General features: G+C 35.3%; 23 protein-coding genes and 5 pseudogenes. 13 read left to right on the forward strand and 15 right to left on the reverse strand.

The window, feature by feature from the left end:
- The first annotated feature begins 11 nt into the window (after positions 1-11).
- On the forward strand, positions 12-2,993 hold the full coding sequence (locus AC3WVZ_RS32405; protein ID WP_233936968.1) for a Tn3 family transposase: 2,982 nt from the start codon (positions 12-14) through the stop codon (positions 2,991-2,993).
- A 96-nt stretch (positions 2,994-3,089) separates the two neighbouring features.
- Positions 3,090-3,551 (forward strand): annotated as a pseudogene (locus AC3WVZ_RS32410) (IS6 family transposase); the annotation flags it as partial.
- A gap of 63 nt (positions 3,552-3,614) precedes the next feature.
- Here the strand turns inward: AC3WVZ_RS32410 and AC3WVZ_RS32415 are convergent.
- The 3 genes and pseudogenes from AC3WVZ_RS32415 to AC3WVZ_RS32425 all read right to left on the reverse strand — a co-directional run.
- A pseudogene (locus AC3WVZ_RS32415) lies at positions 3,615-4,214 on the reverse strand (reverse transcriptase domain-containing protein); the annotation flags it as partial.
- Positions 4,215-4,840: 626 nt separating this feature from the next.
- Positions 4,841-6,550: pseudogene (locus AC3WVZ_RS32420) on the reverse strand (SpaA isopeptide-forming pilin-related protein); the annotation flags it as partial.
- A 137-nt stretch (positions 6,551-6,687) separates the two neighbouring features.
- Positions 6,688-6,903 (reverse strand): helix-turn-helix domain-containing protein, encoded by a 216-nt coding sequence (locus tag AC3WVZ_RS32425; protein WP_233936969.1) that lies wholly within the window; start codon positions 6,901-6,903, stop codon positions 6,688-6,690.
- 164 nt (positions 6,904-7,067) lie between these two features.
- Here AC3WVZ_RS32425 and AC3WVZ_RS32430 point away from each other — a divergent pair, with 164 nt between their 5' ends.
- Together AC3WVZ_RS32430 and AC3WVZ_RS32435 are read left to right on the forward strand one after the other, a co-directional pair.
- Positions 7,068-7,565: a helix-turn-helix domain-containing protein gene (locus AC3WVZ_RS32430; RefSeq protein WP_233936971.1), complete on the forward strand. Its 498-nt coding sequence runs from the start codon at positions 7,068-7,070 to the stop codon at positions 7,563-7,565.
- Positions 7,566-7,695: 130 nt separating this feature from the next.
- Positions 7,696-8,403, forward strand: a complete 708-nt coding sequence (locus AC3WVZ_RS32435) for an IS6 family transposase (RefSeq protein WP_233936150.1) — start codon at positions 7,696-7,698, stop codon at positions 8,401-8,403.
- A gap of 93 nt (positions 8,404-8,496) precedes the next feature.
- Here AC3WVZ_RS32435 and AC3WVZ_RS32440 read toward each other — a convergent pair.
- Positions 8,497-8,856 (reverse strand): annotated as a pseudogene (locus tag AC3WVZ_RS32440) (recombinase family protein); the annotation flags it as partial.
- A gap of 386 nt (positions 8,857-9,242) precedes the next feature.
- On the opposite strand from AC3WVZ_RS32440, the gene AC3WVZ_RS32445 reads away from it, so the two are divergent.
- The 3 genes from AC3WVZ_RS32445 (at position 9,243) to AC3WVZ_RS32455 (ending at position 10,372) form a co-directional block, all read left to right on the forward strand.
- On the forward strand, positions 9,243-9,458 hold the full coding sequence (locus tag AC3WVZ_RS32445) for a hypothetical protein (RefSeq protein WP_078188144.1): 216 nt from the start codon (positions 9,243-9,245) through the stop codon (positions 9,456-9,458).
- A 148-nt stretch (positions 9,459-9,606) separates the two neighbouring features.
- Entirely contained in the window at positions 9,607-9,942 is a 336-nt protein-coding gene (locus tag AC3WVZ_RS32450) for a hypothetical protein (protein WP_176116748.1), read from the forward strand.
- 142 nt (positions 9,943-10,084) lie between these two features.
- Entirely contained in the window at positions 10,085-10,372 is a 288-nt protein-coding gene (locus tag AC3WVZ_RS32455; protein ID WP_078188146.1) for a hypothetical protein, read from the forward strand.
- A gap of 46 nt (positions 10,373-10,418) precedes the next feature.
- On the opposite strand, the gene AC3WVZ_RS32460 is transcribed toward AC3WVZ_RS32455, so the two are convergent.
- The 3 genes from AC3WVZ_RS32460 to AC3WVZ_RS32470 all read right to left on the reverse strand — a co-directional run bounded on the left by AC3WVZ_RS32460 (position 10,419) and on the right by AC3WVZ_RS32470 (position 12,450).
- The gene (locus AC3WVZ_RS32460; RefSeq protein WP_100910707.1) at positions 10,419-11,336 is read right to left on the reverse strand and encodes an Rpn family recombination-promoting nuclease/putative transposase; all 918 of its coding nucleotides are present in this window, start codon (positions 11,334-11,336) and stop codon (positions 10,419-10,421) included.
- 434 nt (positions 11,337-11,770) lie between these two features.
- Positions 11,771-12,079: a 50S ribosomal protein L7ae gene (locus tag AC3WVZ_RS32465; protein WP_098806372.1), complete on the reverse strand. Its 309-nt coding sequence runs from the start codon at positions 12,077-12,079 to the stop codon at positions 11,771-11,773.
- A 68-nt stretch (positions 12,080-12,147) separates the two neighbouring features.
- A complete protein-coding gene (locus AC3WVZ_RS32470; protein ID WP_078188149.1) occupies positions 12,148-12,450 on the reverse strand; it encodes an ArsR/SmtB family transcription factor in 303 nt (100 codons plus the stop codon).
- Between the two features lie 154 nt (positions 12,451-12,604).
- Here AC3WVZ_RS32470 and AC3WVZ_RS32475 point away from each other — a divergent pair, with 154 nt between their 5' ends.
- Positions 12,605-12,880, forward strand: a complete 276-nt coding sequence (locus AC3WVZ_RS32475) for an HU family DNA-binding protein (RefSeq protein ID WP_078188150.1) — start codon at positions 12,605-12,607, stop codon at positions 12,878-12,880.
- Between the two features lie 65 nt (positions 12,881-12,945).
- Here AC3WVZ_RS32475 and hfq (AC3WVZ_RS32480) read toward each other — a convergent pair whose 3' ends face one another.
- Positions 12,946-13,179 carry an RNA chaperone Hfq gene (gene hfq, locus AC3WVZ_RS32480; protein ID WP_078188151.1) on the reverse strand — a complete coding sequence of 78 codons (234 nt, stop codon included), beginning with the start codon at positions 13,177-13,179 and terminating at the stop codon, positions 12,946-12,948.
- A 22-nt stretch (positions 13,180-13,201) separates the two neighbouring features.
- Entirely contained in the window at positions 13,202-13,483 is a 282-nt protein-coding gene (locus AC3WVZ_RS32485) for an AbrB/MazE/SpoVT family DNA-binding domain-containing protein (protein WP_078188152.1), read from the reverse strand.
- 147 nt (positions 13,484-13,630) lie between these two features.
- Between AC3WVZ_RS32485 and AC3WVZ_RS32490 the strand changes: the two genes are divergently transcribed.
- A complete protein-coding gene (locus AC3WVZ_RS32490) occupies positions 13,631-13,759 on the forward strand; it encodes an aspartyl-phosphate phosphatase Spo0E family protein (RefSeq protein WP_233937015.1) in 129 nt (42 codons plus the stop codon).
- A gap of 477 nt (positions 13,760-14,236) precedes the next feature.
- Here the strand turns inward: AC3WVZ_RS32490 and AC3WVZ_RS32495 are convergent, their stop codons facing one another.
- Positions 14,237-14,593, reverse strand: a complete 357-nt coding sequence (locus AC3WVZ_RS32495; protein ID WP_000788501.1) for a hypothetical protein — start codon at positions 14,591-14,593, stop codon at positions 14,237-14,239.
- A gap of 328 nt (positions 14,594-14,921) precedes the next feature.
- Between AC3WVZ_RS32495 and AC3WVZ_RS32500 the strand changes: the two genes are divergently transcribed.
- Entirely contained in the window at positions 14,922-15,629 is a 708-nt protein-coding gene (locus AC3WVZ_RS32500; protein WP_100910607.1) for an IS6 family transposase, read from the forward strand.
- Positions 15,630-15,831: 202 nt separating this feature from the next.
- Here the strand turns inward: AC3WVZ_RS32500 and AC3WVZ_RS32505 are convergent, their stop codons facing one another.
- On the reverse strand, positions 15,832-18,060 hold the full coding sequence (locus AC3WVZ_RS32505) for an MMPL family transporter (protein ID WP_078188088.1): 2,229 nt from the start codon (positions 18,058-18,060) through the stop codon (positions 15,832-15,834).
- Between the two features lie 125 nt (positions 18,061-18,185).
- Between AC3WVZ_RS32505 and AC3WVZ_RS32510 the strand changes: the two genes are divergently transcribed.
- Positions 18,186-18,803, forward strand: a complete 618-nt coding sequence (locus AC3WVZ_RS32510; protein ID WP_233936973.1) for a TetR/AcrR family transcriptional regulator — start codon at positions 18,186-18,188, stop codon at positions 18,801-18,803.
- Between the two features lie 334 nt (positions 18,804-19,137).
- Positions 19,138-20,010 (forward strand): annotated as a pseudogene (gene tnpC, locus AC3WVZ_RS32515) (IS66 family transposase); the annotation flags it as partial.
- A gap of 45 nt (positions 20,011-20,055) precedes the next feature.
- Here the strand turns inward: tnpC and AC3WVZ_RS32520 are convergent.
- On the reverse strand, positions 20,056-20,763 hold the full coding sequence (locus tag AC3WVZ_RS32520) for an IS6 family transposase (protein ID WP_100910607.1): 708 nt from the start codon (positions 20,761-20,763) through the stop codon (positions 20,056-20,058).
- An 824-nt stretch (positions 20,764-21,587) separates the two neighbouring features.
- Between AC3WVZ_RS32520 and AC3WVZ_RS32525 the strand changes: the two genes are divergently transcribed.
- Positions 21,588-22,727, forward strand: coding sequence for a Ger(x)C family spore germination protein (locus AC3WVZ_RS32525; protein WP_078187653.1), 1,140 nt, complete (start codon positions 21,588-21,590; stop codon positions 22,725-22,727).
- 537 nt (positions 22,728-23,264) lie between these two features.
- On the opposite strand, the gene hfq (AC3WVZ_RS32530) is transcribed toward AC3WVZ_RS32525, so the two are convergent.
- The 3 genes from hfq (AC3WVZ_RS32530) to AC3WVZ_RS32540 all read right to left on the reverse strand — a co-directional run bounded on the left by hfq (AC3WVZ_RS32530) (position 23,265) and on the right by AC3WVZ_RS32540 (position 25,329).
- Entirely contained in the window at positions 23,265-23,453 is a 189-nt protein-coding gene (hfq, locus tag AC3WVZ_RS32530; RefSeq protein WP_078187652.1) for an RNA chaperone Hfq, read from the reverse strand.
- Positions 23,450-24,235: a hypothetical protein gene (locus AC3WVZ_RS32535; RefSeq protein ID WP_233936976.1), complete on the reverse strand. Its 786-nt coding sequence runs from the start codon at positions 24,233-24,235 to the stop codon at positions 23,450-23,452. The genes hfq (AC3WVZ_RS32530) and AC3WVZ_RS32535 overlap by 4 nt, the downstream gene beginning before the upstream one ends.
- A gap of 509 nt (positions 24,236-24,744) precedes the next feature.
- The gene (locus AC3WVZ_RS32540) at positions 24,745-25,329 is read right to left on the reverse strand and encodes a recombinase family protein (protein WP_078187650.1); all 585 of its coding nucleotides are present in this window, start codon (positions 25,327-25,329) and stop codon (positions 24,745-24,747) included.
- Positions 25,330-25,449: the final 120 nt, after the last annotated feature.

A 25,449-nucleotide genomic window follows, 5' to 3' on the forward strand; every position in this document is an offset into this window, starting at 1 on the left:
AGGAAGTTCAGATGGCGACGAGAGAAGTTCTGACTCAAACGCAACGAGAATACTTTTATGAATTACCAGACCAGATGAGTGAACGAGAGCGGATACGATACTACACTTTATCGGAAGAAGATATACAAATCATCCGTCAACAACGCGGCGCAACGAATCAATTAGGTTTTGCGGTTCAATTGGCTTATTTACGATTTCCTGGTCGGCCATTCGCTTCTGAAGAAAAAATATCCGATTTTCTTGTTTCTTTGCTTGCAAAAAGATTAGGAATCGTGCCTGCAGCTATACATAAGTATGCGAAAATTCGCGATACAACAAGGCGAGAACACATCAGCAAAACTCGAAAACATTTTGGATTCCGATCTTTTACCTTACGAGAATATCGAGAGTTAGCAAATTGGCTTCTTCCAACTGTTATGGGAACCGAGAAAGGCCTGGTTTTGGTTGACCTTTTAATACAAGAAATGCGAAAAAGAAAAATCATTCTTCCTGCCATGTATGCCATAGAACATTTAGTTTGGGCGGTATGTGAACGTGCAGAAAAGCGAACGTTTAAAAAGTTAACAAAAGCGTTATCTCCACAACAACTTTTACAATTAGACCAGCTATTAACAAAGTCTGCAGACAAACATATTACAAGTTTATCCTGGTTACGAAAACCACCTGGAACGGTTTCACTTAAAAATTTTCATAAAATATTAGACCGCATTCAATTTATTCAAAAGCTCGCATTACCATTAGAAAACGGACAAGAGATTCACCAAAATAGATTACTACAATTAGCTAGGGAAGGCTCTCGGTATTCCACCCAACATTTGTCTCGGTTCCATTCTCTGAAACGTTATGCAACTTTAATGGCATTTTTAATTCATATTTATGCTTTTTTAATTGACCAAGGTTTATATGTAAATGAAAAGTTACTTGGGCGCATGTTTAAACGAGGAGAAAAAATACATAACGATTCGTTTCAAAATGACGGAAAATTAATTAATGAGAAAATCCGCTTATTTGCAAAACTGGGGAAGGTTTTAATTGAAGCAAAAGAAACCGAGCAAGACCCTTTTGTATCTTTACAAGCTGTTATACCATGGGACCAATTTGTTCATTCGGTAGAACAAGCGGAAGCGTTGACGAGGCCTGCAGAATTCGATTATTTAGAATTACTGGATACCTATTATGGACAATTTCGCAAGTTTGCCCCGCGACTTTTACAGATTTATACGTTTCAATCTTCTGGTATCACCCAAACATTATGTGAAGCACTTGAAATCTTAAAGGAACTGAATACATCCAAGAAAAGAAAAGTTCCTGAATGTGCTCCCCTGGATTTTATAAAATCCAAATGGTTGAAACATGTTTTAAAAGAAGATGGCATTGACCGTCATTACTATGAATTTAGTGTATGGACAGAATTATGTAATCACCTTCGTTCGGGAGATATATGGGTACCAGGAAGTAAACAATACAAAAACTTTGATGAGTACTTATTACCGGCACAAACCTGGGAAGAAATCAAAAGGAAACAACAAATCCCGTTGTCTATTGCTACAAATGTAGAGGAGTATATACAAAATCGATGCGGATTGATGCAAGACCAATTAACAATGGTAAATCAACTCATTCGAAACCAAGAATTATCGGATGTTTCTGTTTATGGAGGTCACATCCACATTCCATCTTTAAAAAAGGATGTTCCAGACGATGTGGCAGATCTTACAAGGGCTATTTATGATGTATTACCCCGTATTAAACTGACCGAACTATTGGTAGAAGTAGATTCTTGGACCCATTTTAGTCAACAGTTTGTACATCTTCATACGAAAACGGGGCCAAAAGATGAAACTGCATTATTTGCGGCTATTTTAGCCGAGGGGATTAATCTTGGATTAAGTAAAATGGCTGATGCATGTCCTGCTATTACCTATACACAACTTGCTTGGATAGCAGATTGGTATATCAGTGATGAAAATTACACAAAAGCTCTGGGAGTCTTATCAAATTTTCAACGGCAAAATAGGCATGCTACCTATTGGGGCACTGGAACCACTTCTTCTTCAGATGGGCAATATTTTCGGTCAAGTGGTGCTTCTAGTCCATTAGCTCAAGTGAATGCCAAACATGGAAGAGATCCTGGTCTAAACTTCTATACTCATATTTCAGATCAATATGATCCTTTTTATGCCCAAGTCATTAGTTCTTTTGAGGAAGCGCCTCATATTATAGACGGATTATTATATCATGAAGCCGATACTAGAATTGAAGAACATTATACGGATGCGGCTGGATTTGTAGACCATGTATTTGGTATGTGTCATATGTTAGGGTTTCGATTCTCTCCGAGAATTAAAAGTATAGATAAGACGAAAATTTATACAATCGATAAACCTTCCTACTATCCAGAGCTAAACTTTATGATTGGCGGCACCATACAAATAAAACATATACGAGACAACTGGGATGCATTATTAAGGTTAATTAGTTCTGTGCAAAATGGAACGGTTACTGCATCTCTTATTTTAAAAAAGTTAGCATCTTATCCACGGCAAAATAGTTTAGCGGTGGCATTACGAGAAATTGGACGTATAGAAAGAACATTATATACATTAGAATGGCTGCAAGACCCTGCACTGAGAAGGCGCGTTCAAGTGGGACTCAATAAAGGGGAAGCGAAACATTCACTTGCACGAGCCGTATGTTTTCATCGATTAGGAGAAATACGTGATCGTTCTTATGAAGATCAGTTGCATCGAGTGAATGGTCTTCAGTTATTAATTTCTGTAATTGTCATTTGGAATACAGTGTATATTGAAAAGGCGATAGAATTATTACGCTCGCAAGGAATGGAAATTCCAGAAGAATATGTGCAACACATTTCTCCATTAGGTTGGGAACATATTGCATTAACAGGTGATTATATCTGGGATGTACAGCAAAAGAAATCGATTCATCATTTAAGACCTTTACGAACAAAATATGCAAGAAATAGATACTAACACCCATTACCGATTCCCTATGTAAATACGGAATCGGTAAAAATGTGTCCAATTTGTGTCTAAACGTACAATTTTCCCGAAATGGTATCGTGAGGCCTAAAAGTAAAAGGGCAATGGATGTATTTATACCGTGCGGTTGATTCTGAGGGAAATACGATTGACTTCAATCTTAGTAAAACTAGAAATCATAAGGCTGCAAAGCGATTCTTTAAGAAAGCTTTGCAATCTTTTCATGCCTCAAAACCTCGTACAATTACAATTGATAAAAATCCTGCTTATCCAGTTGCTATCACCAAATTAAAGAACGAGAAAAAAGTGCCGTTAGGCACTCAAATTCGGCAGATAAAATATCTAAATAACGTAGTGGAGCAAGACCATCGATTCATTAAAAAACGTGTACGCTCTATGTTAGGATTTAAATCTTTTGGCACCGCTACATGTATACTTGCAGGAGTAGAAGCCATGCATATGATAAAAAAAGAACAGGTTGATTTACGGGATCAGTCTGTTCAAAATCAAAAAGAATTTATTCATCAATTATTTGGATTAACAGCGTAAAGAATGATTCCAATAGGAATCCTCATTATTTCTTGGGAACGTATCCTTTCTTTGCACCAGAACCCAATTTTCCATATACCCAGCTCTCAGAAACTTCCAGATTAGGTTAATAAATTTTTCATCCTTAATATTTCTACGCAATAGTTTAATGAGTATATGGTGATGAATATGGTCGAAAAAACTTTTGATATCTCCTTCAATAAACCATTTGACTCCATTGAAGGTATTTTTACACTGCATTAAAGCAGTGTGGCAGCTTTTATTTGGACGAAATCCGTGAGAAGATGTAGAGAAATACTTCTCGTAAATAGCTTCAAGTATGTTTTTTACTATTTCTTGTATAAGCTTATCCTCAAATGAAGGTATTCCCAATGGCCGTTTATTTCCATTTCTTTTAGGAATATATACTCGTTTAACCGGTGTAGGCTGATACGTTTGTGCTTTAAGCTGGCTAATTAACTCAGCAATTCGGTCCACATTCATTCCATCTATCGTTTTGTCATTTACTCCCGCTGTAAGATTCCCTTCTTTCGCATACATCTTCTGATAGGCCAAATAATAAAATTCTGGGTTATAGAGATTGCGATATAACTTTTCAAATACGTAATGCTCTTTTGTTGCATGGGAAGATAGATTATCTAAAACTATTTTTGGATTTCTCATAGCGTCTCACACACTTTCCAATTTTGTTTTAAGATAGAATAGGCTGTTTCCCTTCGCCATGTATTAGGCTTTCCCCAACTCAGACTACTACGAAAACTCCGTTACCTTGTCAATTTTTCATGAGTCACACTTCTTGGCAGTGCCTTGAAGTCATTCTCAATAGCCTGTAATAATATTAGGCATTTTGATTTAGGTAATCCCCGTTTATCACTTTAACAACTGGCTTTCTACAATATCGGGTGTGACTTTCGCCTTTTTCCTCTTATGGAGGATGGGTGGTCCTGGATCACTAGGATTAAGAACGCGGACGGTATTCTTTTCCCTGCATAGAGTTTGGTTCCAACTCTATTGGGACCATGTAACGTTTCTAACTATCTTTCGCTACTAGCGACATTATACTCCCTCAGGCTATCATTCAAGCAGTTTAGCTTTCATCCTTGTTTGTAGTATTTCACCTTGCTCTTCAGTCTTGACGGGATAGTTCGCCAACTTAGAGCTTTATCAACATGCTATTGTCCCCTTCCGATTTCTCTTTCAGGTTAGTTGATTGATGATAGGGTATACATGTGATCTTTCCCTACATTAGTGCCACCTAATGATTTGTTAAAGCGACCCTACGGGCGCACATTCGCTACATCTACCTTTGTTATTTCTAAAGAGCCTATAATACCTTTATTTTTTGCGGTTAATTCTATTGTCTTCCCATTCTCGGAAATGTTAAAAGGAATTGGTTCTTTTGTAAGTACATAACCTGTTGGTGCTTGTTTTTCAATAAACGCATAAGATCCAAACGGTAGATTATTTACTTGAATCAAACCGTTTTTATCAGTCTTGTGTTCACTGATTTTCTTCCCTTTACTGTCCTGAAGAATAAATGTTGCACCTTCTAGTTTTTTATCAGGATTTTCTCCGTCTACTTTGAGAAGTTGCACATTCCCTTTCACTTCTTTATTTTCAACAGTAAATGAAAGTGTTTTTCCTTGCTCTTTAATCTGAAATGGGTACTTTGTTTTATTGATAAGGTATCCTTCTACACCTTTCGTTTCAACAAAATAGTACTGTCCATATGGAAGGTCCTTTACTTGAGCAATTCCCTGCTCATTTGTAACGGTTTTAGTGACTTCTTTTCCATCCGCTGTATGTACCGCGAACTCTACTTTCGGAAGAGTTTTTCCACTGTCACTTAGCTTTTTAATCTCGATGTTTCCTTTTACTTTCGTATTCGCTACAGTGATTGTTGCGACCTCACCTGTTTTCACTTCAATCTTTTGAGGTTGGTCATTCAGTACATAACCAGTCGGTGCTTTCACTTCTTTCAGGGTATAATTCCCGATTTCTAAACCAGAAAGGCTTGCTGTACCCTGCTCATTTGTAGTCATTGTGCCAACTTTTTCATTTGCATTGTTCATGACTTCAAATACAGCACCTTGTAGCAATTCCTTTTGCTCTCCTACTTTTATAACTTTTAATCCACCAAGGGATTTCCAGTTTACCTGTAGATCAGCACTCACTTTTTCCTCATTTTTTTCTAATAGTACTGTTGCATCTTGGACTTTATCAGTTCCTTGATAAGCGACTGCCTGCAACTTAGAAAGGTTAGAAGTTATTTTTAAGGAAAAATTGCCAGTCTGAGAGGATTTCGGTATCAAAATACGGAATTGTTCCCCTAAATTGAATTTTTGTTTTGTTTCTCCATTTGTTGAAACAACTTTTGTTCCATTTGGTGCATTCGCTAGTTGAACTGTAAACACACCATTCTTAGCGTTACTTTCAATTTGATACACTGTCGTTTCAAAGTACTCACCGTTTAATTTTGCTTCTTGATTGTCTGTTGGTGTTACATTCATGTACATTTCTTGTGTTTCCTGGCTTGCATTTGCCCCATCAATGATTGTTTTTACGGCTTTTGCAACATTCGCATTCTTATGTTGAACTTCACTAATGTCAATTTGACCTAATGATGCCCAAACACTAAGCTGGGTCGCATAATGCGCCTCTTTCCAATCGGAAACACCTAATTCTTCAGGACTCTTTTGCGGATATCCATTTAGAAGAACTTTATATACAATATCATCTGTACGCCCCATCTCTGGAAGGTCATTGCCATTGGGACTGAGTTTTCCATACGTTAAGCAATAAGCAATTTGACCATTGGCATTCTTCAGTAGTTCTGTCCGTAGGTCTTTCCCATACATGGGACTAAAACTCCAATTCATTTCGTATTTCTCATGATTGATGACTTCAGCGCTTGCTTTTGTAAGTGGAAATACAAAATTCAGAACAACAAGAAGCATACTCATGACAATGAGTAACGTTTGATACGATCGTTTCAACATGACTTAACAGCTCCCTCATATTATGCAGTTTTCAAGGATCAATAATTGTGAATCATTAATTCTATTTGAATTACTAATTTTTTTTACTATAATGAATCTAGAAAGTTAATTAAATTACATCTTTTTGTAATTAAACACTATATAGTAGTTACTTCATCGCGAACCCTATAGTAAGTCGGTATAAAAAAATACTCTACAGGTTTATTGAAAATAGCGGAGATTTTTTCTGCTCGCTCTGCGTTCACTCCAGATTTCCCTTTTTCAATAGCGTGTAACACTTGGGGTTTAATGTGTATCTTTTGGTAAATTTTTTCTAAAGAAAGTGATTTATTCACTCTTTCTCGGTATAACATAGTTAATTCAACCTCCTTTCTTTCGATTTAACTACATTGTACATCGCTTAAAAAGCGAAATCAACTATAAATTAGTGTTTTTTTCGAAAATATAATCTAAATTAGTTTGAGATTAACTACTTTAGATTATATTTTAGGAATATTAATCAGAAAGGACTTGAAAAATGAGTATTTTTGGAGCTCGAGTAAAAACATTACGCTTAGATCGCGGATGGAGTATGAAACAATTGGGAGAGGAAATTAGTAAATTATCTGGATCTCCCTTACCTCAAACAACTGTAAGTAATTGGGAAAATAAAGGTTCAGAACCTCCTTATAATATTCTAGTTTTTACATCTACAGCATTAGAAGTAAGTACAGATTATTTACTTGGCAAAACTGATGAACTACAATTTGAACAGCATGCTTTAAAAGATGCTGTACTAACACGTCCTGATTGCACAGATGATGTTGCAAACATAGATAACAATAGCAATTCATCTTTGCAATCCTTAATTCAAGATTTAAAACAAGAAATAAATAATTTACCTATAACTAAAAAAGAGTCAATAGATAGCGATTTAAAGGAATACTTAGAATTCTTAGAGTTTAAACAAGAGAAATTGTTAACTGATTTTAAAACATTTTCAAAATACATTAAATATCAAATAAAAAATCTCTAGTAATAACTAGAGATTTTTAAAATTCATATGGTATTTACGGTTCTGGTGCAAAAAAATTAGGTTAATTGTAAGTAATCTTCTAATTTTGGACATACTGATACGATTACTCTGCAAAAGGGATGTGATCAGTATGAAAAAGGACAATTTGTTTAAATGGAAGCATTACCAACCAGATATAATTTTATTAACTGTACGTTGGTACCTACGGTACAATCTAAGTTTTCGAGATTTGGTGGAAATGATGGAAGAAAGAGGATTATCCTTAGCACATACAACGATTATGCGCTGGGTCCATCAATACGGACCGGAACTGGATAAACGGATCCGATGTCATCTTAAACAAACAAATGATTCATGGCGAGTGGATGAAACGTATATAAAAGTAAAAGGGCAATGGATGTATTTATACCGTGCGGTTGATTCTGAGGGAAATACGATTGACTTCAATCTTAGTAAAACTAGAAATCATAAGGCTGCAAAGCGATTCTTTAAGAAAGCTTTGCAATCTTTTCATGCCTCAAAACCTCGTACAATTACAATTGATAAAAATCCTGCTTATCCAGTTGCTATCACCAAATTAAAGAACGAGAAAAAAGTGCCGTTAGGCACTCAAATTCGGCAGATAAAATATCTAAATAACGTAGTGGAGCAAGACCATCGATTCATTAAAAAACGTGTACGCTCTATGTTAGGATTTAAATCTTTTGGCACCGCTACATGTATACTTGCAGGAGTAGAAGCCATGCATATGATAAAAAAAGAACAGGTTGATTTACGGGATCAGTCTGTTCAAAATCAAAAAGAATTTATTCATCAATTATTTGGATTAACAGCGTAAAGAATGATTCCAATAGGAATCCTCATTATTTCTTGGGAACGTATCCTTTCTTTGCACCAGAACCGTAAAAAGCCTTAAGTTGATGGGCATGTGTTGAATGACATCATTCGTACTTTCTCCATTATAATTCACATTAATAAAAGGTTCTTTAATAAATTGTAAGTTAATTCGCTGTTGCTCGTAATATCTAAATTCTTCTAGCACATCATTCATGCTACGACCTAATCTTGTTAAGGAATCAAAAATAATTGTATCGCCCGTACGAGCTAAGCGTTTTAACATTTGATAATTTTCTCTCTTCATATTTTTTCCAGACTGCTTATCTATAAAAATATCCCAATCTTCTATTCCAAAGTGTTTCATATTTTCGATCTGACGTTCTTCATTTTGGTCTTTACTGGAAACTCTGACATATCCAAATTTTTTATATTGCAAGTTTTTCACCTCGAACACAATTATAGCTTACTTTTATCTGTAAAGGTATATAAAGATTAAAGACATCTGTAAAATAGGAATACAACTTTTACAGATGTGATTTTCCCTATGTTTCTATGTATCTGCAAAAGTACACCTTTACGAACTGTTAAATAAAAAAGAACAGACTATTGAAATAGTCTGCCCATAGGTAAAAGATGAAATGAAAGTTACGCAAATATATAGTATAATAAATTTCTAAATAATAAAAGGTATTAACAAAAAAAGAACGGTTCTATTGGCATAGTCCGTCCTTCGAGAAGGGAATAATGACAGTTATTCTTCTTAAGTATACTTAATAAAACAGAAAATTCAATCTATTATATATTGAGAAAATATTCATCTTCTGAAATAAGGTGGTTGTTATGAATAAAGGCGATGCCATTTTAAGATTGCTATCAGAAATTAAGTTGGAACTTAAGGAAGTAAAAGAACAGGTGGAACAAATGCAAATAAAGTTAGATACATTCAAACAACAAAGTCAAGTGAAGAACAAAGTAGAGCAAAAGAAACAAAAAACAAAGATAAACGCTGATAAAAAAGATAAGCAATATTGGAAATATCCAGCTAAAATGAAATAACAAATTGAACAGTGCCTTCCCATGATATATAATGAGTATGCACCATTCTTTTATTCAGTTGTGGGAATGCGAGAATGATACAACCGTAGACGTCTCTTATTTCCTCCTATACTTTCCACACATGAAATGTAAAGGAGTGCTTGTGTATATGATTTTTTTATATCGATTTGACGTAAAGGAGAATCATATTCATTTTGTTTTAAATGAACAAATCGCTGCTGATATGCTTCCGCAATATGATGTCCTGTTGAAACCATTAGTGACATTTTTAGCTGAAACGTTACAATTGTATTGCTCGTTAAGTGAGCAACCCACTTTGTTAACAAGTAAAATACAGGACAGCGGTGAAATAGAAGTAATGTCAAATCAAGAATTAGGACAATGTATAGATGGATATATAAAAGACCGCATGATTTTGAAAAATGGCAAACGAATTGCCGATATTTTAATGGAAATTCGGAATGCTCATACCATATACCACTAAACTTAGAGGACTAGTTATAGATGTGAAAATATTCAATTATAAAATGAATAGAACAGAATGCTTTTTTATTTTTCCATAGTAACATGAAAAAATAGAAGTAAGTTGGATACACATAGATATAGAAGACAGGAGAGGGGTTATAGTGGACAAATCATGGTCTGGAAATTCTACACAATTATTACAAGAAATTGATTGGAAAATGAGCCGAATTGAGTCTATCCTTCAGCAGGTTTCTGTCGACGGATTAATAGAAGAAGCATATGAGATTCACGAGATGCTTATAAAAGTGTCCCAGTTATTGCTCATCTTACAACAAGACCTCAAAATGACACCACTGGCAAAAGGACTAAGTTTACAACTCCAAAGTATACAGGAACAGTACAATCGATTGTTTAGTAAGGGAGAAATATCTCTAGACATTTCAGAATAATCTGACAATAACAGAGAGACATCTCATGCGATGGGATGTCTCTCTGTTATTGTTCCAAAATATGGCGTACTTCCGACATATCCATATTGGTAAACTTCGAAATATCTTCTATATCCATGCCATTTTTATGCATGCCTCGGATAAGTTGGATTTTTCCTTCTTGAATCCCTTCTTCTTTCCCAACTTTTTTCCCTTTTTCCATACCTTCTTCTATACCAACCTCACGAGCATGTGCTAATTTCGCTTGTTCATCAAATAACACTTTTTCACGTGCTTCATATGCGAGACGGAAAGAGCTACTCTGACTCATATTTTCCCATTTGTGGATTGCCTTCTGTAACATTGGATCTTGTTTCATGGCGATATCCTCCAACGTGTGGGTTAAATGTTCATCTTCGTGCGCTGGTAGTAAAAGTAACCAACGAGCGAATTCATTTTCCCACGGATTAATTTTTTCTTCTCTCCATTGTCTTACTAGCTTTGGAATCTCGATGAAATGTATTTCTAGGTCTTCAAGTAACACTTCCTTCTGTTGCCTGCTCCAAAATTGTCCGACTGTATGCATATCATCATAATGAGGAAAGAGCTTAAAATCTAATAGATTGATGGCAATCGTTTTTCGCAAAGAGCGGTAAGGCATACCCTGCTCTAATTGGGATGTATATAACTTACTCCAATAATACAGGGAGCGTTTCACAATTTCTTGTGTATTTCGCAACTGAATTTCAATATTAACTTTTGTTTCATCTTGAAGTGTCGCTAATATATCTAGTATGGATAATTTATCTTCTTCGTATTCTTTATGGAGGTGTGGGTCTTCAATTTTTAGCGATACTATCGGTATAGATAAGGATTCATGCAAGATTGCATTTAAAAAAGAAATCAGTAATTCCTCTTGTCCCTGTACACCAAATAATTGCTTAAAAGCATAATCAACTCGTAAATTCACTAAAGGTTGATTCATAGAGTGAGTCACCTTTCTTATTTCGTATTCTGTCTTTTTTGTTATTCCCCTTTTTCGGGGGAATGGGCAAAGAAAGTATATATCTATTGTAGCGGAGGAAGGAGAGAAGAAGCAACCTTTGTTTTGGGTGTTTTATTTTATTCTTTTTATTATGATACGTGAAATTTTATAAACCTCTTGTATATGCACTTATTCTCACTGATTTATATCCCTTTCTACCTGAAATATTTACTATCCATCTTTTCATCCCCTTATCTATTCGGATGGATGCTTTTTATCTTTCAAGACCTAAATTGTGTTCGGCGCTTTCTTCTCTTTCGTTATAGAGGAATCTGAGCATTCGTTTTTTATCACCCTCGGCTAATAAATTGGATTCAATTGTCATTTATTAGGTGATATTCAAGTGAACAGAACATTATCCTGTACATCCTGAATTACATGTGAATCGTCAAATGGGCCGAACAGTAATACACCGCTCGTTGCTTCAACTCTTCGTACGTGCATAATCTTTGTTTCTCAAATAATTTCGGATGTTTCTGTCTATAGTATTGGAACAATTCTTCTCCATTATTTCGTATACGATACCGACGCGTTTCTCTAATTGTACCTGGGATTTCTTCCGGATCAAATTGTCCTAGAATTTGTAATGCTTGTGAAGAGGGAATTTCTTTCCCTGTCACATAGGCATGGATAAAAATGATTTCTTTTATTGTGATATACGTGTAATATAAATTCCCACCCATAGAAGCCCCCTCTTCTCGTTTTATTTTTATATCCGTACATAACTAGGCAGATACACGAAACTAGCTGTTTAGCCCATCAGTACGTAAAGCGCTTGTTTCACTTGTTTATCGTCCACTCGATAAAATACTTCTGTTCCTTTGCGTTCATGTGATAACACTTTATGATTTCTCATTTTATGGAGATGTTGTGAAACCGTAGATTGCGGCAATGTTAAAATCTGTTGTAATTCGGTCACATTTAAAGTCTGTTTCCTGACTAATTGATGTACAATTTGTAGACGGACAGGATGTGCCAATACTCTCAGTATTTCCGCACCTCGTTCGAGTTCATAATCAAGATCGTTGAGCTCCATATAAAAAACATTTGTCATCTTCTTTCGCCTCATTCTTTGTTCAGGGTATTTTCTTATATACACGTGTTTTCATTCGCAAAGAATCTAACATGTTACACGTACAAACTATCTTGCACCGTTCTCTTTCTCCCCTTATACTAAAATAAATACAATTTACAATAAGAGGTGCTATATGAATAAAACAGAATTAATTACGCAAGTAGCAGTCAAAACAGGACTAAAAAAATCACATGCCAGTTTAACTGTAGATACCCTATTAGAATCCATTCAACACGTGTTGCAAAATGGTGACAATGTCCAACTAATTGGATTTGGGACATTCGAGGTCCGAGAACGTGCTGCACGAGAAGGACGGAATCCAAGTACGGGAGAATCTCTTATCATTCCTGCGAAAAAAGCACCTGCCTTTAAAGCCGGTAAACAATTAAAAGAAGCAGTAAACAACTAAATATGTATCTGTCTGTCTATCTATCAGACTACAGAAGCATGAAATCATTGGGATTCATGCTTTTTTTATAATCGAATCGTTGAAATCGCATGTTTATAAATCAGATGATTTTTATCATCGAATTCTACCAAAATAGAAAATGCATCATATTCTTTTACAATTCCTTTCATATGAAATCCATTGATTAAAATCAAAGAAGTGACCTTCTTCTTTTGTATGACTTCTTGTAATAACCGTTCCTGCATCGATACGGTATTTCTAGCTCTTTCTTTTAAAATAGGTTGTGATTTTTTCTCCATCCTGCATTCCCCCCTCGTATTCTCAAACTCTTTCCAGATACTGTTCTAATTCCTCCAGAAGCTGTTTCGCTCCTTCTGGACTCAACGTCAGCTGTCCGTCCGCTAGTTTGATGTTCTGGGAAGAAATTTCTCCTGTTACAAGACACGTACCGTCCGATTTATATTTCTGTAAAATGACACTTTCCTCTTCTACAAATATTTCTATGGCATCTTTTTCGTGGATATCAAGCGTACGCCTTGTTTCCCTTGGTATCACAATCCGTCCTAACTGGTCTATTCTTCGTACGATCCCTGTTGATTTCATCCTTCTGTTTTTCTCCTTTTCAAATAGAATATTTTCTCTCTTGTTACCGTTTTTATTCGGGTGAAATGTATGTATACTTTATAACATATTGTTTACAACACGGGAAGCTATTCATGTCTACATCCTATATTTCCTATTTACCAAAAAATTAAGAAGAAACAAGAAACACTTCGGAAATTAACAAAACTATATGGATTCACACATCCGTTAGTGGTCGCCTATAATCAAGAATTAGATCCATTAGTCGTTCTTGCCATGCGCTACCTTTCCTCTTGATGAAGGAGAAATTCGAATTCTTTATACACATGTCTCCTCTATTTTACCATACTTTTTCATAGAATGGTTTTTATAACCATTTTCGCATAAAATTTTTCTTTTTGTACATCCTAACATGACAATCCCATCCTACTACTGTTATTTGCACCAAAACTACATCTGTTTCGTTGGATTGTCATTGCTTATTTTTCCTTAACTCCATTCAAAATGAGGGCAAGACATGTCAAATATACATCGTTTTGTCCTTATTTTATGATTTCTCTCAAAAATAAAATGGAATACATCACCTAGAAAACGTATAAAAAAAACAGATTTCACATATAGTAAAAACAGCAATTCCATCCTACATCTATAACAATTGTATACCGATTATCTGACACAATCGACATTGGAATTGCGCTTTCTCCCGAAAGGCTTACGGACACAGAAAGACGTACTGTATTTCAGTACGTCTTTTCTCATACATCCCTATTTACCTTAACAAATCGGCGTTCCGATTCTTTCATTTTTTAATCGAATCTGTTCCTCTTCTTCGATTCTTCTGTTTTCTAACTCACTTTCTAATTTCCGATACCACTTTCCCTTTTTACGTGTGAAATACGTCTTTACTTCTACATACGGTATCCAAATATCACGTGCCTGCATTCGTTCCATCACACTATCTATCATATACTCTTCTTCAAAGCGTTTAGGTTTTCGCAAATACACGGCGATAAAACCTCGATATTCTTCTTGTAGCCATTCTGCGATCAAATTCTTCTGATTCTGCTTCAAACGTGACCATTTCTTGTTCGTTTGGAGAATTTGACCATTCACGATATCATGATTTTTCATCGTTCTCCCTCACTTTTCTCACCGTTATTTATTCTTTTATTATACCATATTCTCATTTTTTTCAATGACAGACTATGCAACTATACCCCAAAAGGCTAACAGTTCCGCAAGGAACAGGTCGTATTTTCTTCCGTTTCTCTTCAGAAAATCTCCACCTTTGGAGAGGGCCACTTCACCTTGTTTCGCAGCCCTCTCCATCCTTGCCCAACTCTTTTCGGCACGTCAACGTATCGTTGCGGTTCTGGTGCAAAAAAGCGAAATGATTTGAAAATGCTCTTTCAAACTTGGCAATACTGGTGCTATTACTAAAAAAAGGTGTGTGATCAGTATGGAAAAAGAAAATATATTCAAATGGAAACAGTATCAGCCTGATATCATTGTATTAACCGTACGTTGGTACCTGCGGTACAACTTAAGTCTTCGTGATTTAGTGGAAATGATGGAGGAAAGAGGATTATTCTTAGTACATACAACAATTATGCGATGGGTGCATCAATATGGACCAGAATTAAATGAGCGTATTCGAAAACATTTGAAACCAACCAATGATTCTTGGCGTGTGGATGAAACATACATCAAAATCAAAGGAGAGAAAATGTACTTATATCGCGCGATTGATTCTGAAGGAAACACGATTGATTTTTATTTAAGTCGTAAAAGAGATGCGAAGGCTGCCAAACGTTTTCTAAAGAAAGCCTTGGCTTCTGTTCATGCCACAAAACCTCGTTCGATAACTGCTGATGGCGATAAAGCCTATCCTGTTGCAGTACGTGAACTAAAGGAAGAAAAGTGTATACCACACGGTATACCACTTCGTGTAAAAAAATACTTAAACAATATCATTGAGCAAGATCATCGGTTTATCAAAAAACGGATTCGGAATATGCTAGGATTGAAATCATTCCCTACAGCTATAAAAATGATTACTGGAATAGAAGCTATGCATATGATCAAAAAAGGACAAACTCTCCAAGGGGAGAAGTCTGTCCAAAAGCAGATATATCTTATCAATGAACTCTTTGGTTTAACAGCATAAAGTTCCATTCCGTTAGGAATCTTCTATTCTTTTTTCACATTCCACTATTGTTGCACCAGAACCCTATTAAATAAGTAGCTCAATTAATCTTTCATTCAACTGGCACTTTTATCTGCCAAACACTATTTATTTCTTTATCATTTTAAAAACATTTTAACCAAGGGAAATAAAAATTCCCTTGGTTATTAATTTTATTATATGATCAACCATCTAATTTTTTTGTTTCTTTCTTCTTCCAAAGCTTTCCTGGCCAAAATGCAAATCGTCCTAGAACCACTGTAATAGCAGGGACAAGAAGCGGCCTTACAATGAATGTATCTAATAGTACCCCTATTGCCGTAACAAGACCAAATTGAACAAGTACTTGAATCGGTAAAGTAGCTAACACCGCAAATGTTCCAGCTAAAATTAAACCAGCAGACGTAATAACGCTACCTGTTTGAACAACTCCGTTTTTGACTGCTTCAAGGTGTGGCTGGCTTCTTTTATTCTTCCATATTTCAGAAACCATAAATATATTATAGTCCTCTCCTAACGCTACCAAGAATACAAATGAATATAGAGGGATTGCTCCTTGTATTGCGGGAGCATCCATACCATAGTGAAGTAATAGCCAGCCTGCTCCTAATGCAGAGAAGAAAGATAATACAACTGTTAAAATTAAATAAATCATTGCAACAATAGAACGCAGGTACACAAGTAATAATAATGCGATAATACCAATCATAACAGGGATAATTACATCTTGATCACGCTCGGTAGTTTGTTTTGTATCATATAATGAAGCTGTCTCTCCCCCAATCCATATATGATTCTCAGCATTATTTATTTCAGATTTTTTCAGCATTTGTTTCAAACTTTTCCTTAACTCAGGGATTTTATTCATGCCTTCAATTGAATATGGATTTTCTTGTAAGGAAACCTCATACATTTGTAATTGACTATTGTATTTCCCTTTTATAGGTTCCGTTACTTGATCTACAAAAGAAAGTTTTTTTAATTCTGTTGTGACAGGTATGTCCTGCTCTTTTGTATCAACAACAATTTGTACTGGTGCTAATTCTCCAGGTGAAAAATGATCTGATATTAAATCAAATCCCTCACGTGATGGCATGTCTTTAGGAAATGATTCTAATAAATCGTACGTAAAATGAATTCGTGGAACAAAAGATGCCAAGCCACCCAATAGAAATAGTGTCAGCAGAATAATAGTCCACGGTTTACGTATCACAAGGTCTCCAAGTTTTCTGCTCAGAAGTCCTTTCGATTCCTTTACCTTAATCACTTTCTTTTTCTTCCTAGCACGTTCTCCATTCATCTCATTCGTTCTTGGTATGAACGGAAAAAATGCTACTCTTCCCAAAATAGCTAATAATGCTGGTAAAAGCGTCAATGAGGCAACCCCCATAAGAAACACAGCCACACTAAATGGCACTGCAAATCTATGGAAAGAACCAATATGAGCAAGTAAAAGGGTACCCAATCCAACTACCACTGTAAGAGCGCTCATGATAATTGCGCCACCCGATTCTTTAATAGCAAGTTGCAGCGCTTTAAATTTATTTCGTTCTACTAATAAAAACGCTCTATATCTCGAAATAAGAAATAAACAATAATCAGTACCGGCTCCAAATAAAAGTACAGTCATAATTGAAATTCCTTGTGCATCAGCGGTAATCCATCCTTTATCTGCTAAAAAGCCTAAAGTTGGACTAATTACCCCATAAGCAAATCCAACTACAATTAAAGGTAAGATTGCTAAAAGTGGTGAGCGATACAGAAGAATAAGTAAAACTAGAACAAGTAACACTGTTGCAACTAGTAATTTCACATCAGCCTGACTGAATAAGCTTACTGCATCAGTCTGAATACCAACTGGCCCTGAAAGACGAACATGCAGACCAGAATCAGAAATGTCTCTTTTAAAAGGATCATCTGCCAAAGTATTCTTTATAACACGCTGCAATTCATTCATATTCTCTTGAAGAATAGCTGTTCCTGCTGTTGTGTTGAAAAATACAGGAGTTACAAGAGATGTACCATCTTCTGAAACACTCTTTGCTAATGCTTGCTGTGGTATGGTATCAAATGGTGGTAACATTGATTGATCTTTTAATGGTGTATTTTTAAGTTGTTTGTAAGTATCTTGAATTGCCTTAAAGTCATTTTCTTTCAAACCCTTGTCTCTATGCCAAACGATAAGAGCAGGGTTTCCAGCATCATTAGGAAACTCTTTTTTAATTAAACGACTAGCTTGTTGTGATATAGCATTTTTAGGAAGGTTTGGAGCTGTCTCATCCTCAACGGTATTAACTGCTGGCCATGTAAATGATAAAACAAGGGTTAATAAGACCCATACCAAAATAGTAATCCACCTTGCTTTTGGTCCCCCAACCAATTTCCCCCAAGTATATAGAGAATGCTTTTTCATTGTAATCCACCTTTCTAACTAAACTTTTTTCATTAATTATATATACTAGTTAGTTAATTAATCAAGAACTATTAGGTTAATATGCTATAATAGTTGTAACTTCGAAAAGTCAGGAGCGAACACAATTGGAACAAAAACTGCGTCCTCTGGGAAGACCACGTCAAAATAAGAATACACTCCCTACAAAAAATAAAATTGTAAATACTGCCACAAAATTATTTTTAAGCAAAGGATATCAACTTGTTTCTATGGATGATGTTGCTAAAGAATGTGACGTGACAAAAGCAACTGTTTACTATTATTATGCTACTAAGGCTGATCTTTTTACGGATACAATGGTTCAAATGATGTTTCGAATTAGAGAAAATATGTATAGGATTCTTTCAACAAATAAGCCTCTTAAAGAACGCTTACTTGATGTTGCAAAAATCCATTTAACCACTACAATGGACATTGATATAAAAAGCTTTATGAGGGATGCAAAGATTTCCCTGTCTGATACGTACTTAAAACAAATGCAAGATGCAGAAGATAAAATGTATGAAGTATTGGCACAAACCATAGATAAATCAATAAAAGAAGGAGAAATCCCTAAAAATCACTCGCTTTTAAGTGCCCATGCCTTTGTTGCTTTGCTGTACGTTAGAGGATACAGAGATGTTAATCAAAAGCCCCTAATCCCTAATATAGAAGATTTTGCAAAACAACTTGTTGATTTTTATTGGACTGGATTAAGTAAGTAGGAATGCTTCATGATGATCTTTTCTATAATACTCTCCTTTATCTATTTAAAAAAAGCGTCTTGTATTTCACAGGCGCTCTTTTTTATCAATAACAATTCATTTCGGTACAATTTTAATTAATTCCTCTATTATTATTTAAGATTTTAATTCTTCAAATCCATAAACCAACACTTTTTATCATTTGAAAAATAATTAATCAACTTGCAAGAACGAACTTTATGATAACTATCTTGTAACTACTCAGCCACCTTTCGGTGTCTTTTTTAAATTTTACTAGTTTCATATGCCTCCCATTTGTAAATACTGAGTATATCAAACAGGGGAGGTGAATCTTATGGTCGATCGAAAAATTATTTTAGATACATATAAAAAAGGACCTGAAGCTGTTATTTCTTTATTTGAAGAAACATTTTCTAAGTTAGAAAAACGTATACAAGAACTAGAAAATGCTTCAAAAAAAAACTCCAAAAATAGTCATAAGCCACCTTCTACAGATGGTTTGGGTAAGCCCGTTACAAAAAGTTTGCGCAAACCGTCTCATCGTCAAACGGGTGGCCAGTTGGGCCACAAGGGACATACTCTTGGTTTGACAGCGACTCCAGATCATACGATTACACATTCTCCTACATATTGTACTTGTTGTCATACTTCCTTGAACCACGAGCCTGTAAAAGGGTATCGCATTCGCCAAGTGTATGACTTACCACCTATTCAGATCGAAGTGACAGAACATAAAGTAGAACAGAAAGAATGCCCACATTGCCATTCTATCCAAGAAGCCCAATTTCCTTCGACAGTATCTCGTCCTGTTCAATATGGTCCAAATATAAAAAGACTGATTCCCTATTTAACGCATTATCAATGCATTTCTTTGAAGCGAACAAAAGAATTCTTTCAGGATTGTTTTGGACATTCTATAAGCGAAGGAACCCTGGTAAATCATACACAGGCTTTCGCTTCTCAATTGCAGCCATTCATAAAAGAAGTAAAGGAAAAGATTCTGCAGTCTCCTGTTGTCCATTTTGATGAAACTGGTATGCGTGTAGAAAACAAAACACAATGGTTACATACTGCCAGTACACCGGAGGTGACATTGCAACATATTCATCAAAAACGTGGAAAAGAAGCAATGGATGCTGGAGAAATCTTGCCATCTTTTTCTGGAATTGCGATGCATGATGGTTGGAAAGGTTCTGGTGCAACAATAGTGGAATGTGAAAAAAGAATAGAAGATTCCTAACGGAATGGAACTTTATGCTGTTAAACCAAAGAGTTCATTGATAAGATATATCTGCTTTTGGACAGACTTCTCCCCTTGGAGAGTTTGTCCTTTTTTGATCATATGCATAGCTTCTATTCCAGTAATCATTTTTATAGCTGTAGGGAATGATTTCAATCCTAGCATATTCCGAATCCGTTTTTTGATAAACCGATGATCTTGCTCAATGATATTGTTTAAGTATTTTTTTACACGAAGTGGTATACCGTGTGGTATACACTTTTCTTCCTTTAGTTCACGTACTGCAACAGGATAGGCTTTATCGCCATCAGCAGTTATCGAACGAGGTTTTGTGGCATGAACAGAAGCCAAGGCTTTCTTTAGAAAACGTTTGGCAGCCTTCGCATCTCTTTTACGACTTAAATAAAAATCAATCGTGTTTCCTTCAGAATCAATCGCGCGATATAAGTACATTTTCTCTCCTTTGATTTTGATGTATGTTTCATCCACACGCCAAGAATCATTGGTTGGTTTCAAATGTTTTCGAATACGCTCATTTAATTCTGGTCCATATTGATGCACCCATCGCATAATTGTTGTATGTACTAAGAATAATCCTCTTTCCTCCATCATTTCCACTAAATCACGAAGACTTAAGTTGTACCGCAGGTACCAACGTACGGTTAATACAATGATATCAGGCTGATACTGTTTCCATTTGAATATATTTTCTTTTTCCATACTGATCACACACCTTTTTTTAGTAATAGCACCAGTATTGCCAAGTTTGAAAGAGCATTTTCAAATCATTTCGCTTTTTTGCACCAGAACCCTATAAGCTGTGGTAAGCTGTCATTTGGAAGATTGAGCGAATGCGCTCAATCTTTTTTCATATTTGTTACTATCCTATGGTTCAATTGCAATATATGGCGAATACAAACTGACTATCAAGGGGATTTCTTTGATGGTAAATTGTTGATGTATCAACTATAGAGGACTTCTATCCCGACCTTTATATTTTAAACAAACGTTTGATTCGGCATCCTTCGTACGAAATCCATACGGATTCGCTACAATTCGTCAATATTTGTATACATTTTTTGAGAAAGGAATTCTGTATGTATAAATCTAATTTCGTTGCTTTCTTACTATTCATGATCTCTTTTTCTTGTTACGTCATCTATGTAACCAAAAACCCGCTCTATTTGCATCCAGTCGTATTATTGTCTATTATGTTGATTACAATTGTAGGTGTCATTTTGTTGAGCGATTTTTATGATACAACTTATATGAAATATATACTTCTCATGGGATTGTTTCTGTATCTCATTCTTATATGTAGTACAATGCTAAACATCATATGAGTGTGGGTGTACAATAATATACCAATAATTTTTTACTTGAATCCCTTTACATTGGCCCCATAGGATAGGTGACAAATACAATCACTCCATTTTTATTGTCTGAACCAATTCTATGTGCGTCATATTTTTATTTTCTTACATATTTATATTTCAAACAACACACGCTAGTATACATACCAATTCTTAACAGAAGGAGTGTATATGAAAGCGATTCTGAAACTCATTTTTGCAGGTTCCCTTCTTTGTCTATTATGTGCGTGTGCGGAACGAAGAGAAATCGAAGAATTAGGATTTGTTGTTGGTGCTGCCTATGATCAATCCTCACATGCGGCCATTAAAGGCACCTATCAAATGGTATTACCCAATACATTCAGTGCTTCCGAACGTGGCACAGCTACACAAAAAAATTATATTAATCTAAGTTCTACAGGAGAAAGTATTTTTGCACATTTCCGCATGATTGCAAAGAAAATTAGTCGTCCTTTATTTTTCCCACACATACAAGTCATTATTTTTTCTGAAGAAGTATTACGAACACCCTATATGTTACAAAATATTTTGGATGTATATACACGTGATGAAGCGATGAGAAGAAATATTCGGCTATTTGTGGCTAAGGGTCGTGCAGCACATATTTTAGCTCAAAACGCAGGTCCTGAATATTTACCTGCAAAATATATTTGGATGCTATCGGAACATACACAAAAAAATGCACAAATGATAGAGAAAAAGCGAATTGGCGATATTCACAGTAAAATCATCGCAAAGAAAAGTTTTGTCCTTCCCGTTGTATTTCGTACAAAACAAGGCGTAGAATTAAGTGGCTCTGCCTTATTTAAAGGTACCGATAATCGCTTGGTTGCAATGTTAAACGCACAAGATACTGCCGCCTTACAGTATATGACTAGCTCAAAAGTAAGAGGGATTGTTACTGTTCCGATGAACAAACAACGTATTACCTATGAGTTTCATCGTGTACACCAACGCATGGAACTCGATGTGACAAACCCCACGCACCCTAAGGTCGATATATATGTGAAATTAGATGGAAAAATTGCGGAGATGCATTCCTCTCTAGCTCACCAATATTCCATGAAACAGCTCCAGCAGGTATTAGCAAACGAAATGAAAAAACAACTACAAACGACAACCAAACGTCTACAAACACAATATAAATTAGATGTCATCGGAATTGAAGACAAGTACCAACGACAAGACTTCAAAAAATGGAAAGAAATAGAGAATGATTGGGAGAATGGCAAACAATATTTCTCTACCTGTCAAATTCGTATTCATGTACAGCCTCAGATTACACAATCTGGATCGACATTGCCAAAATAGTACATATAGAACTTAGCTATCATGTATCTTTTATTAAATGGAAGATACTCCAGTTCGTGAATATCATGCATTTCAACATTTTGTAGAAATCGAACTATCGAAATTCCAACAAAAGTTATTCCTACAATTAGCACTTAAAAGAGGATGTTCAGCAAGAAAGATGGCCTATACCGTATTGCATTTTCTGCTGAAGACAAAGTAAAAGAATCCTACAATAAACGCAGGATTCCTTTACCAGGTATTTTGTTGACAAATGAGCAATTCAGGGGAATGGAGTCTTTCACCACTCAATTCCCTTTTTTATGTTATAACACTCTGGAATGAGATTTCAATAATAATACGAAAGAGAGATAGGAATAATCCTATCTCTCTTTCGTACAAGGGTTTCGATGACAGAAAACTCATACAGCTCATACTCTATTTTAAATTAATAAGACAGAAAATTCAATTTCATTGTTAATTTCTCAATGAGAATCCTTATGAAGGGTTCTTTTTTTCATAATATATAATCTAATCCCTGCAATAACTATGTATTTTTTATACAGCTACGGTCGATATAGCCTGTTTATATATCAATTGTTGTTTACCATCAACATTAATTAAAATTGTAAACCTATTCACCGCAATAATTTGTCCAGTTACTCTAAAACCCTTCAATAAGATAATTGTAACTTCTTTTTTAGCTTCTATTACTTGCTGATATACTTCATCTTGAATAGTAATCATTTGGATCGTTGCAACTCCTTTACTTTTTTAGAATCATTCATGGCTTCTAAAAAAGCATATTCTTTTGCAGTCATTTCAACGGTTGGACAATACTCGGTTTTTGATAATTTATGAAGTAACGTAAGATTTTTACTTAATTTTTCTATCATGTCATCTAATGTAATTTGATTCGTACCGTATCCAATCACTGAGTTCAAAAATACATCTAACCCTATGAGACTTGGTTCAATGAGAGAAACAATCTCTTGTACTTTTGGCAATATGGCCGTTTCATAACGTTCTTTAAAGGATTCTAAATCATCTGGCGTTGGTTCATTAGAACAGAATTTTTTAAATGCTACCACACGAATATCATTCCGCAATTCCTCAATACGTGTTTGATAAAACTCCAGGTCAAATCCCTCTTTATCCGCAACATCAAAATGAAGCTCTGTTTGTGATCTACGCTTTTTTTTGTAAAAATCCATAAGGAGTTGTTCTTTTGAGTTAAACATCATAACAAAGACAGTACGTTCTAAATTCGTAACTTTATTTACAACACTGAGTGTCTCATCTAATATGTTTGCTCGCGTTTCATCATCTAATTTTCTAACAGATGAAAGAACGAGGGTTTTTATATTCTCAAGTGAATCGGAGTTGATAATGTGTTGAAGAGAAACTTGAGCTATATCCGGTAAACAAGGATCTGTTGTTCTATCCAGAAGAAACATATCCTTAATTGCGCGGATTGTATTTTTGATTTCTTTTTGAGCCTGTCGAATTTTTTCAATGCTCTGATCCACATAGTGTGGTTATTTTAAACGGGTAAAAATAAATTCACGTCTTTCTTCAAAATGTTGCTGTAAAAGTGACATAGCTGTTTTCCCCTCTCTAGTTTTCTGAATTGATTAAACTTTCCTTTTATATTTTATCATTAAATTTTATGGATTTGTGGACAGTAGCAAAGTTTATTTAAATAGACAAATTTTGAAAGTGCATATCAGACAATCAGAATCGAATATTCTTTACCAAGGTAGTTATCAAAGTGAATATCAAGTTCATAACCAAAGAATCTATCATGATAGTACTATCAAAAGAAATCACTCATTCCTGTATATTTTTAGGCACTTTTGAATTTTGTTTATAAAGAGGGAGGAACTGAAATGAACAACAAGATGGGGTTTCTTGCCCATCCCCTCCAAAAGGTACATTAAGGATTTATTCCATAAAAGGAAATGTCTCTGAATCAGTCTGCCCTACTCGATTCAGAGACATTTTAGTGATTATATTCGTAAGAATAGATACAGCGAAGTTAAGATTCTTTCATTAGCCCACGTTTTTCAATCTCACGATATAATGTTGATTTTGTTACAGTCGTCTTTTTCTCGATTTGCTTAATCGTGTACTTTCTCGTTTTCCAAAGATCAATGGCATGATCTACTAAATCCTTGTTTTTTCCTTTACGTCCAAACTTTACTCCATGTTCCCTCGCTCTGAGTTTACCGGCCATCGTCCGCTCACGAATGAAATTACGTTCCATTTCCGCGAACAGCCCCAACAGCGTAATCATTGCTTTGGTCATAATATCGTTGTTCCGGCGTGTGTCAATCCCGTCAGATATGCAAACGAGATGAATCCCCCTCTTAGTAAATGATTCGTAGGTCTTCAACACATCAGATATGGATCGTCCCATTCGATCTAATTTGTAACCAACCACAGTATCACCGGGTTGCACTACTTCTAGTAACTGCTTAAATTCTGTACGGTCATTCACATTCTTACCTGATATCTTTTCACAAAATAGCTTATCGACACCATATCGTTGTAATTCTTCGATTTGTATTTCTAAATCTTGATGTGCAGCTGACACGCGAGCATATCCATAAACATTCCCCATTTAAATTCCTCTTTCCTGTAGATTTTCTCTTGATTATAACCTTGCATTTAGGGAGAATAAATAGGGAACGTTCTAGACTAGGAAAATGGGGATTCCTAAAGGATTCCCTAAATTTCAGAT

Source organism: Bacillus sp. CPT56D-587-MTF, assembly GCF_058792335.1.

Bases quoted from the DNA above. Each gene is read 5' to 3' on its own strand.
- AC3WVZ_RS32425 (WP_233936969.1), bottom strand. From the start codon at position 6,903: ATGTTATACCGAGAAAGAGTGAATAAATCACTTTCTTTAGAAAAAATT.
- AC3WVZ_RS32435 (WP_233936150.1), top strand. From the start codon at position 7,696: ATGAAAAAGGACAATTTGTTTAAATGGAAGCATTACCAACCAGATATA.
- AC3WVZ_RS32470 (WP_078188149.1), bottom strand. From the start codon at position 12,450: ATGACAAATGTTTTTTATATGGAGCTCAACGATCTTGATTATGAACTC.
- AC3WVZ_RS32475 (WP_078188150.1), top strand. From the start codon at position 12,605: ATGAATAAAACAGAATTAATTACGCAAGTAGCAGTCAAAACAGGACTA.
- AC3WVZ_RS32445 (WP_078188144.1), top strand. From the start codon at position 9,243: ATGAATAAAGGCGATGCCATTTTAAGATTGCTATCAGAAATTAAGTTG.
- AC3WVZ_RS32525 (WP_078187653.1), top strand. From the start codon at position 21,588: ATGAAAGCGATTCTGAAACTCATTTTTGCAGGTTCCCTTCTTTGTCTA.
- AC3WVZ_RS32505 (WP_078188088.1), bottom strand. From the start codon at position 18,060: ATGAAAAAGCATTCTCTATATACTTGGGGGAAATTGGTTGGGGGACCA.
- AC3WVZ_RS32520 (WP_100910607.1), bottom strand. From the start codon at position 20,763: ATGGAAAAAGAAAATATATTCAAATGGAAACAGTATCAGCCTGATATC.
- AC3WVZ_RS32540 (WP_078187650.1), bottom strand. From the start codon at position 25,329: ATGGGGAATGTTTATGGATATGCTCGCGTGTCAGCTGCACATCAAGAT.
- AC3WVZ_RS32465 (WP_098806372.1), bottom strand. From the start codon at position 12,079: ATGGGTGGGAATTTATATTACACGTATATCACAATAAAAGAAATCATT.
- AC3WVZ_RS32460 (WP_100910707.1), bottom strand. From the start codon at position 11,336: ATGAATCAACCTTTAGTGAATTTACGAGTTGATTATGCTTTTAAGCAA.
- AC3WVZ_RS32500 (WP_100910607.1), top strand. From the start codon at position 14,922: ATGGAAAAAGAAAATATATTCAAATGGAAACAGTATCAGCCTGATATC.
- hfq (WP_078187652.1), bottom strand. From the start codon at position 23,453: ATGATTACTATTCAAGATGAAGTATATCAGCAAGTAATAGAAGCTAAA.
- AC3WVZ_RS32495 (WP_000788501.1), bottom strand. From the start codon at position 14,593: ATGAAAAATCATGATATCGTGAATGGTCAAATTCTCCAAACGAACAAG.
- hfq (WP_078188151.1), bottom strand. From the start codon at position 13,179: ATGGAGAAAAAATCACAACCTATTTTAAAAGAAAGAGCTAGAAATACC.
- AC3WVZ_RS32485 (WP_078188152.1), bottom strand. From the start codon at position 13,483: ATGAAATCAACAGGGATCGTACGAAGAATAGACCAGTTAGGACGGATT.
- AC3WVZ_RS32405 (WP_233936968.1), top strand. From the start codon at position 12: ATGGCGACGAGAGAAGTTCTGACTCAAACGCAACGAGAATACTTTTAT.
- AC3WVZ_RS32430 (WP_233936971.1), top strand. From the start codon at position 7,068: ATGAGTATTTTTGGAGCTCGAGTAAAAACATTACGCTTAGATCGCGGA.
- AC3WVZ_RS32450 (WP_176116748.1), top strand. From the start codon at position 9,607: ATGATTTTTTTATATCGATTTGACGTAAAGGAGAATCATATTCATTTT.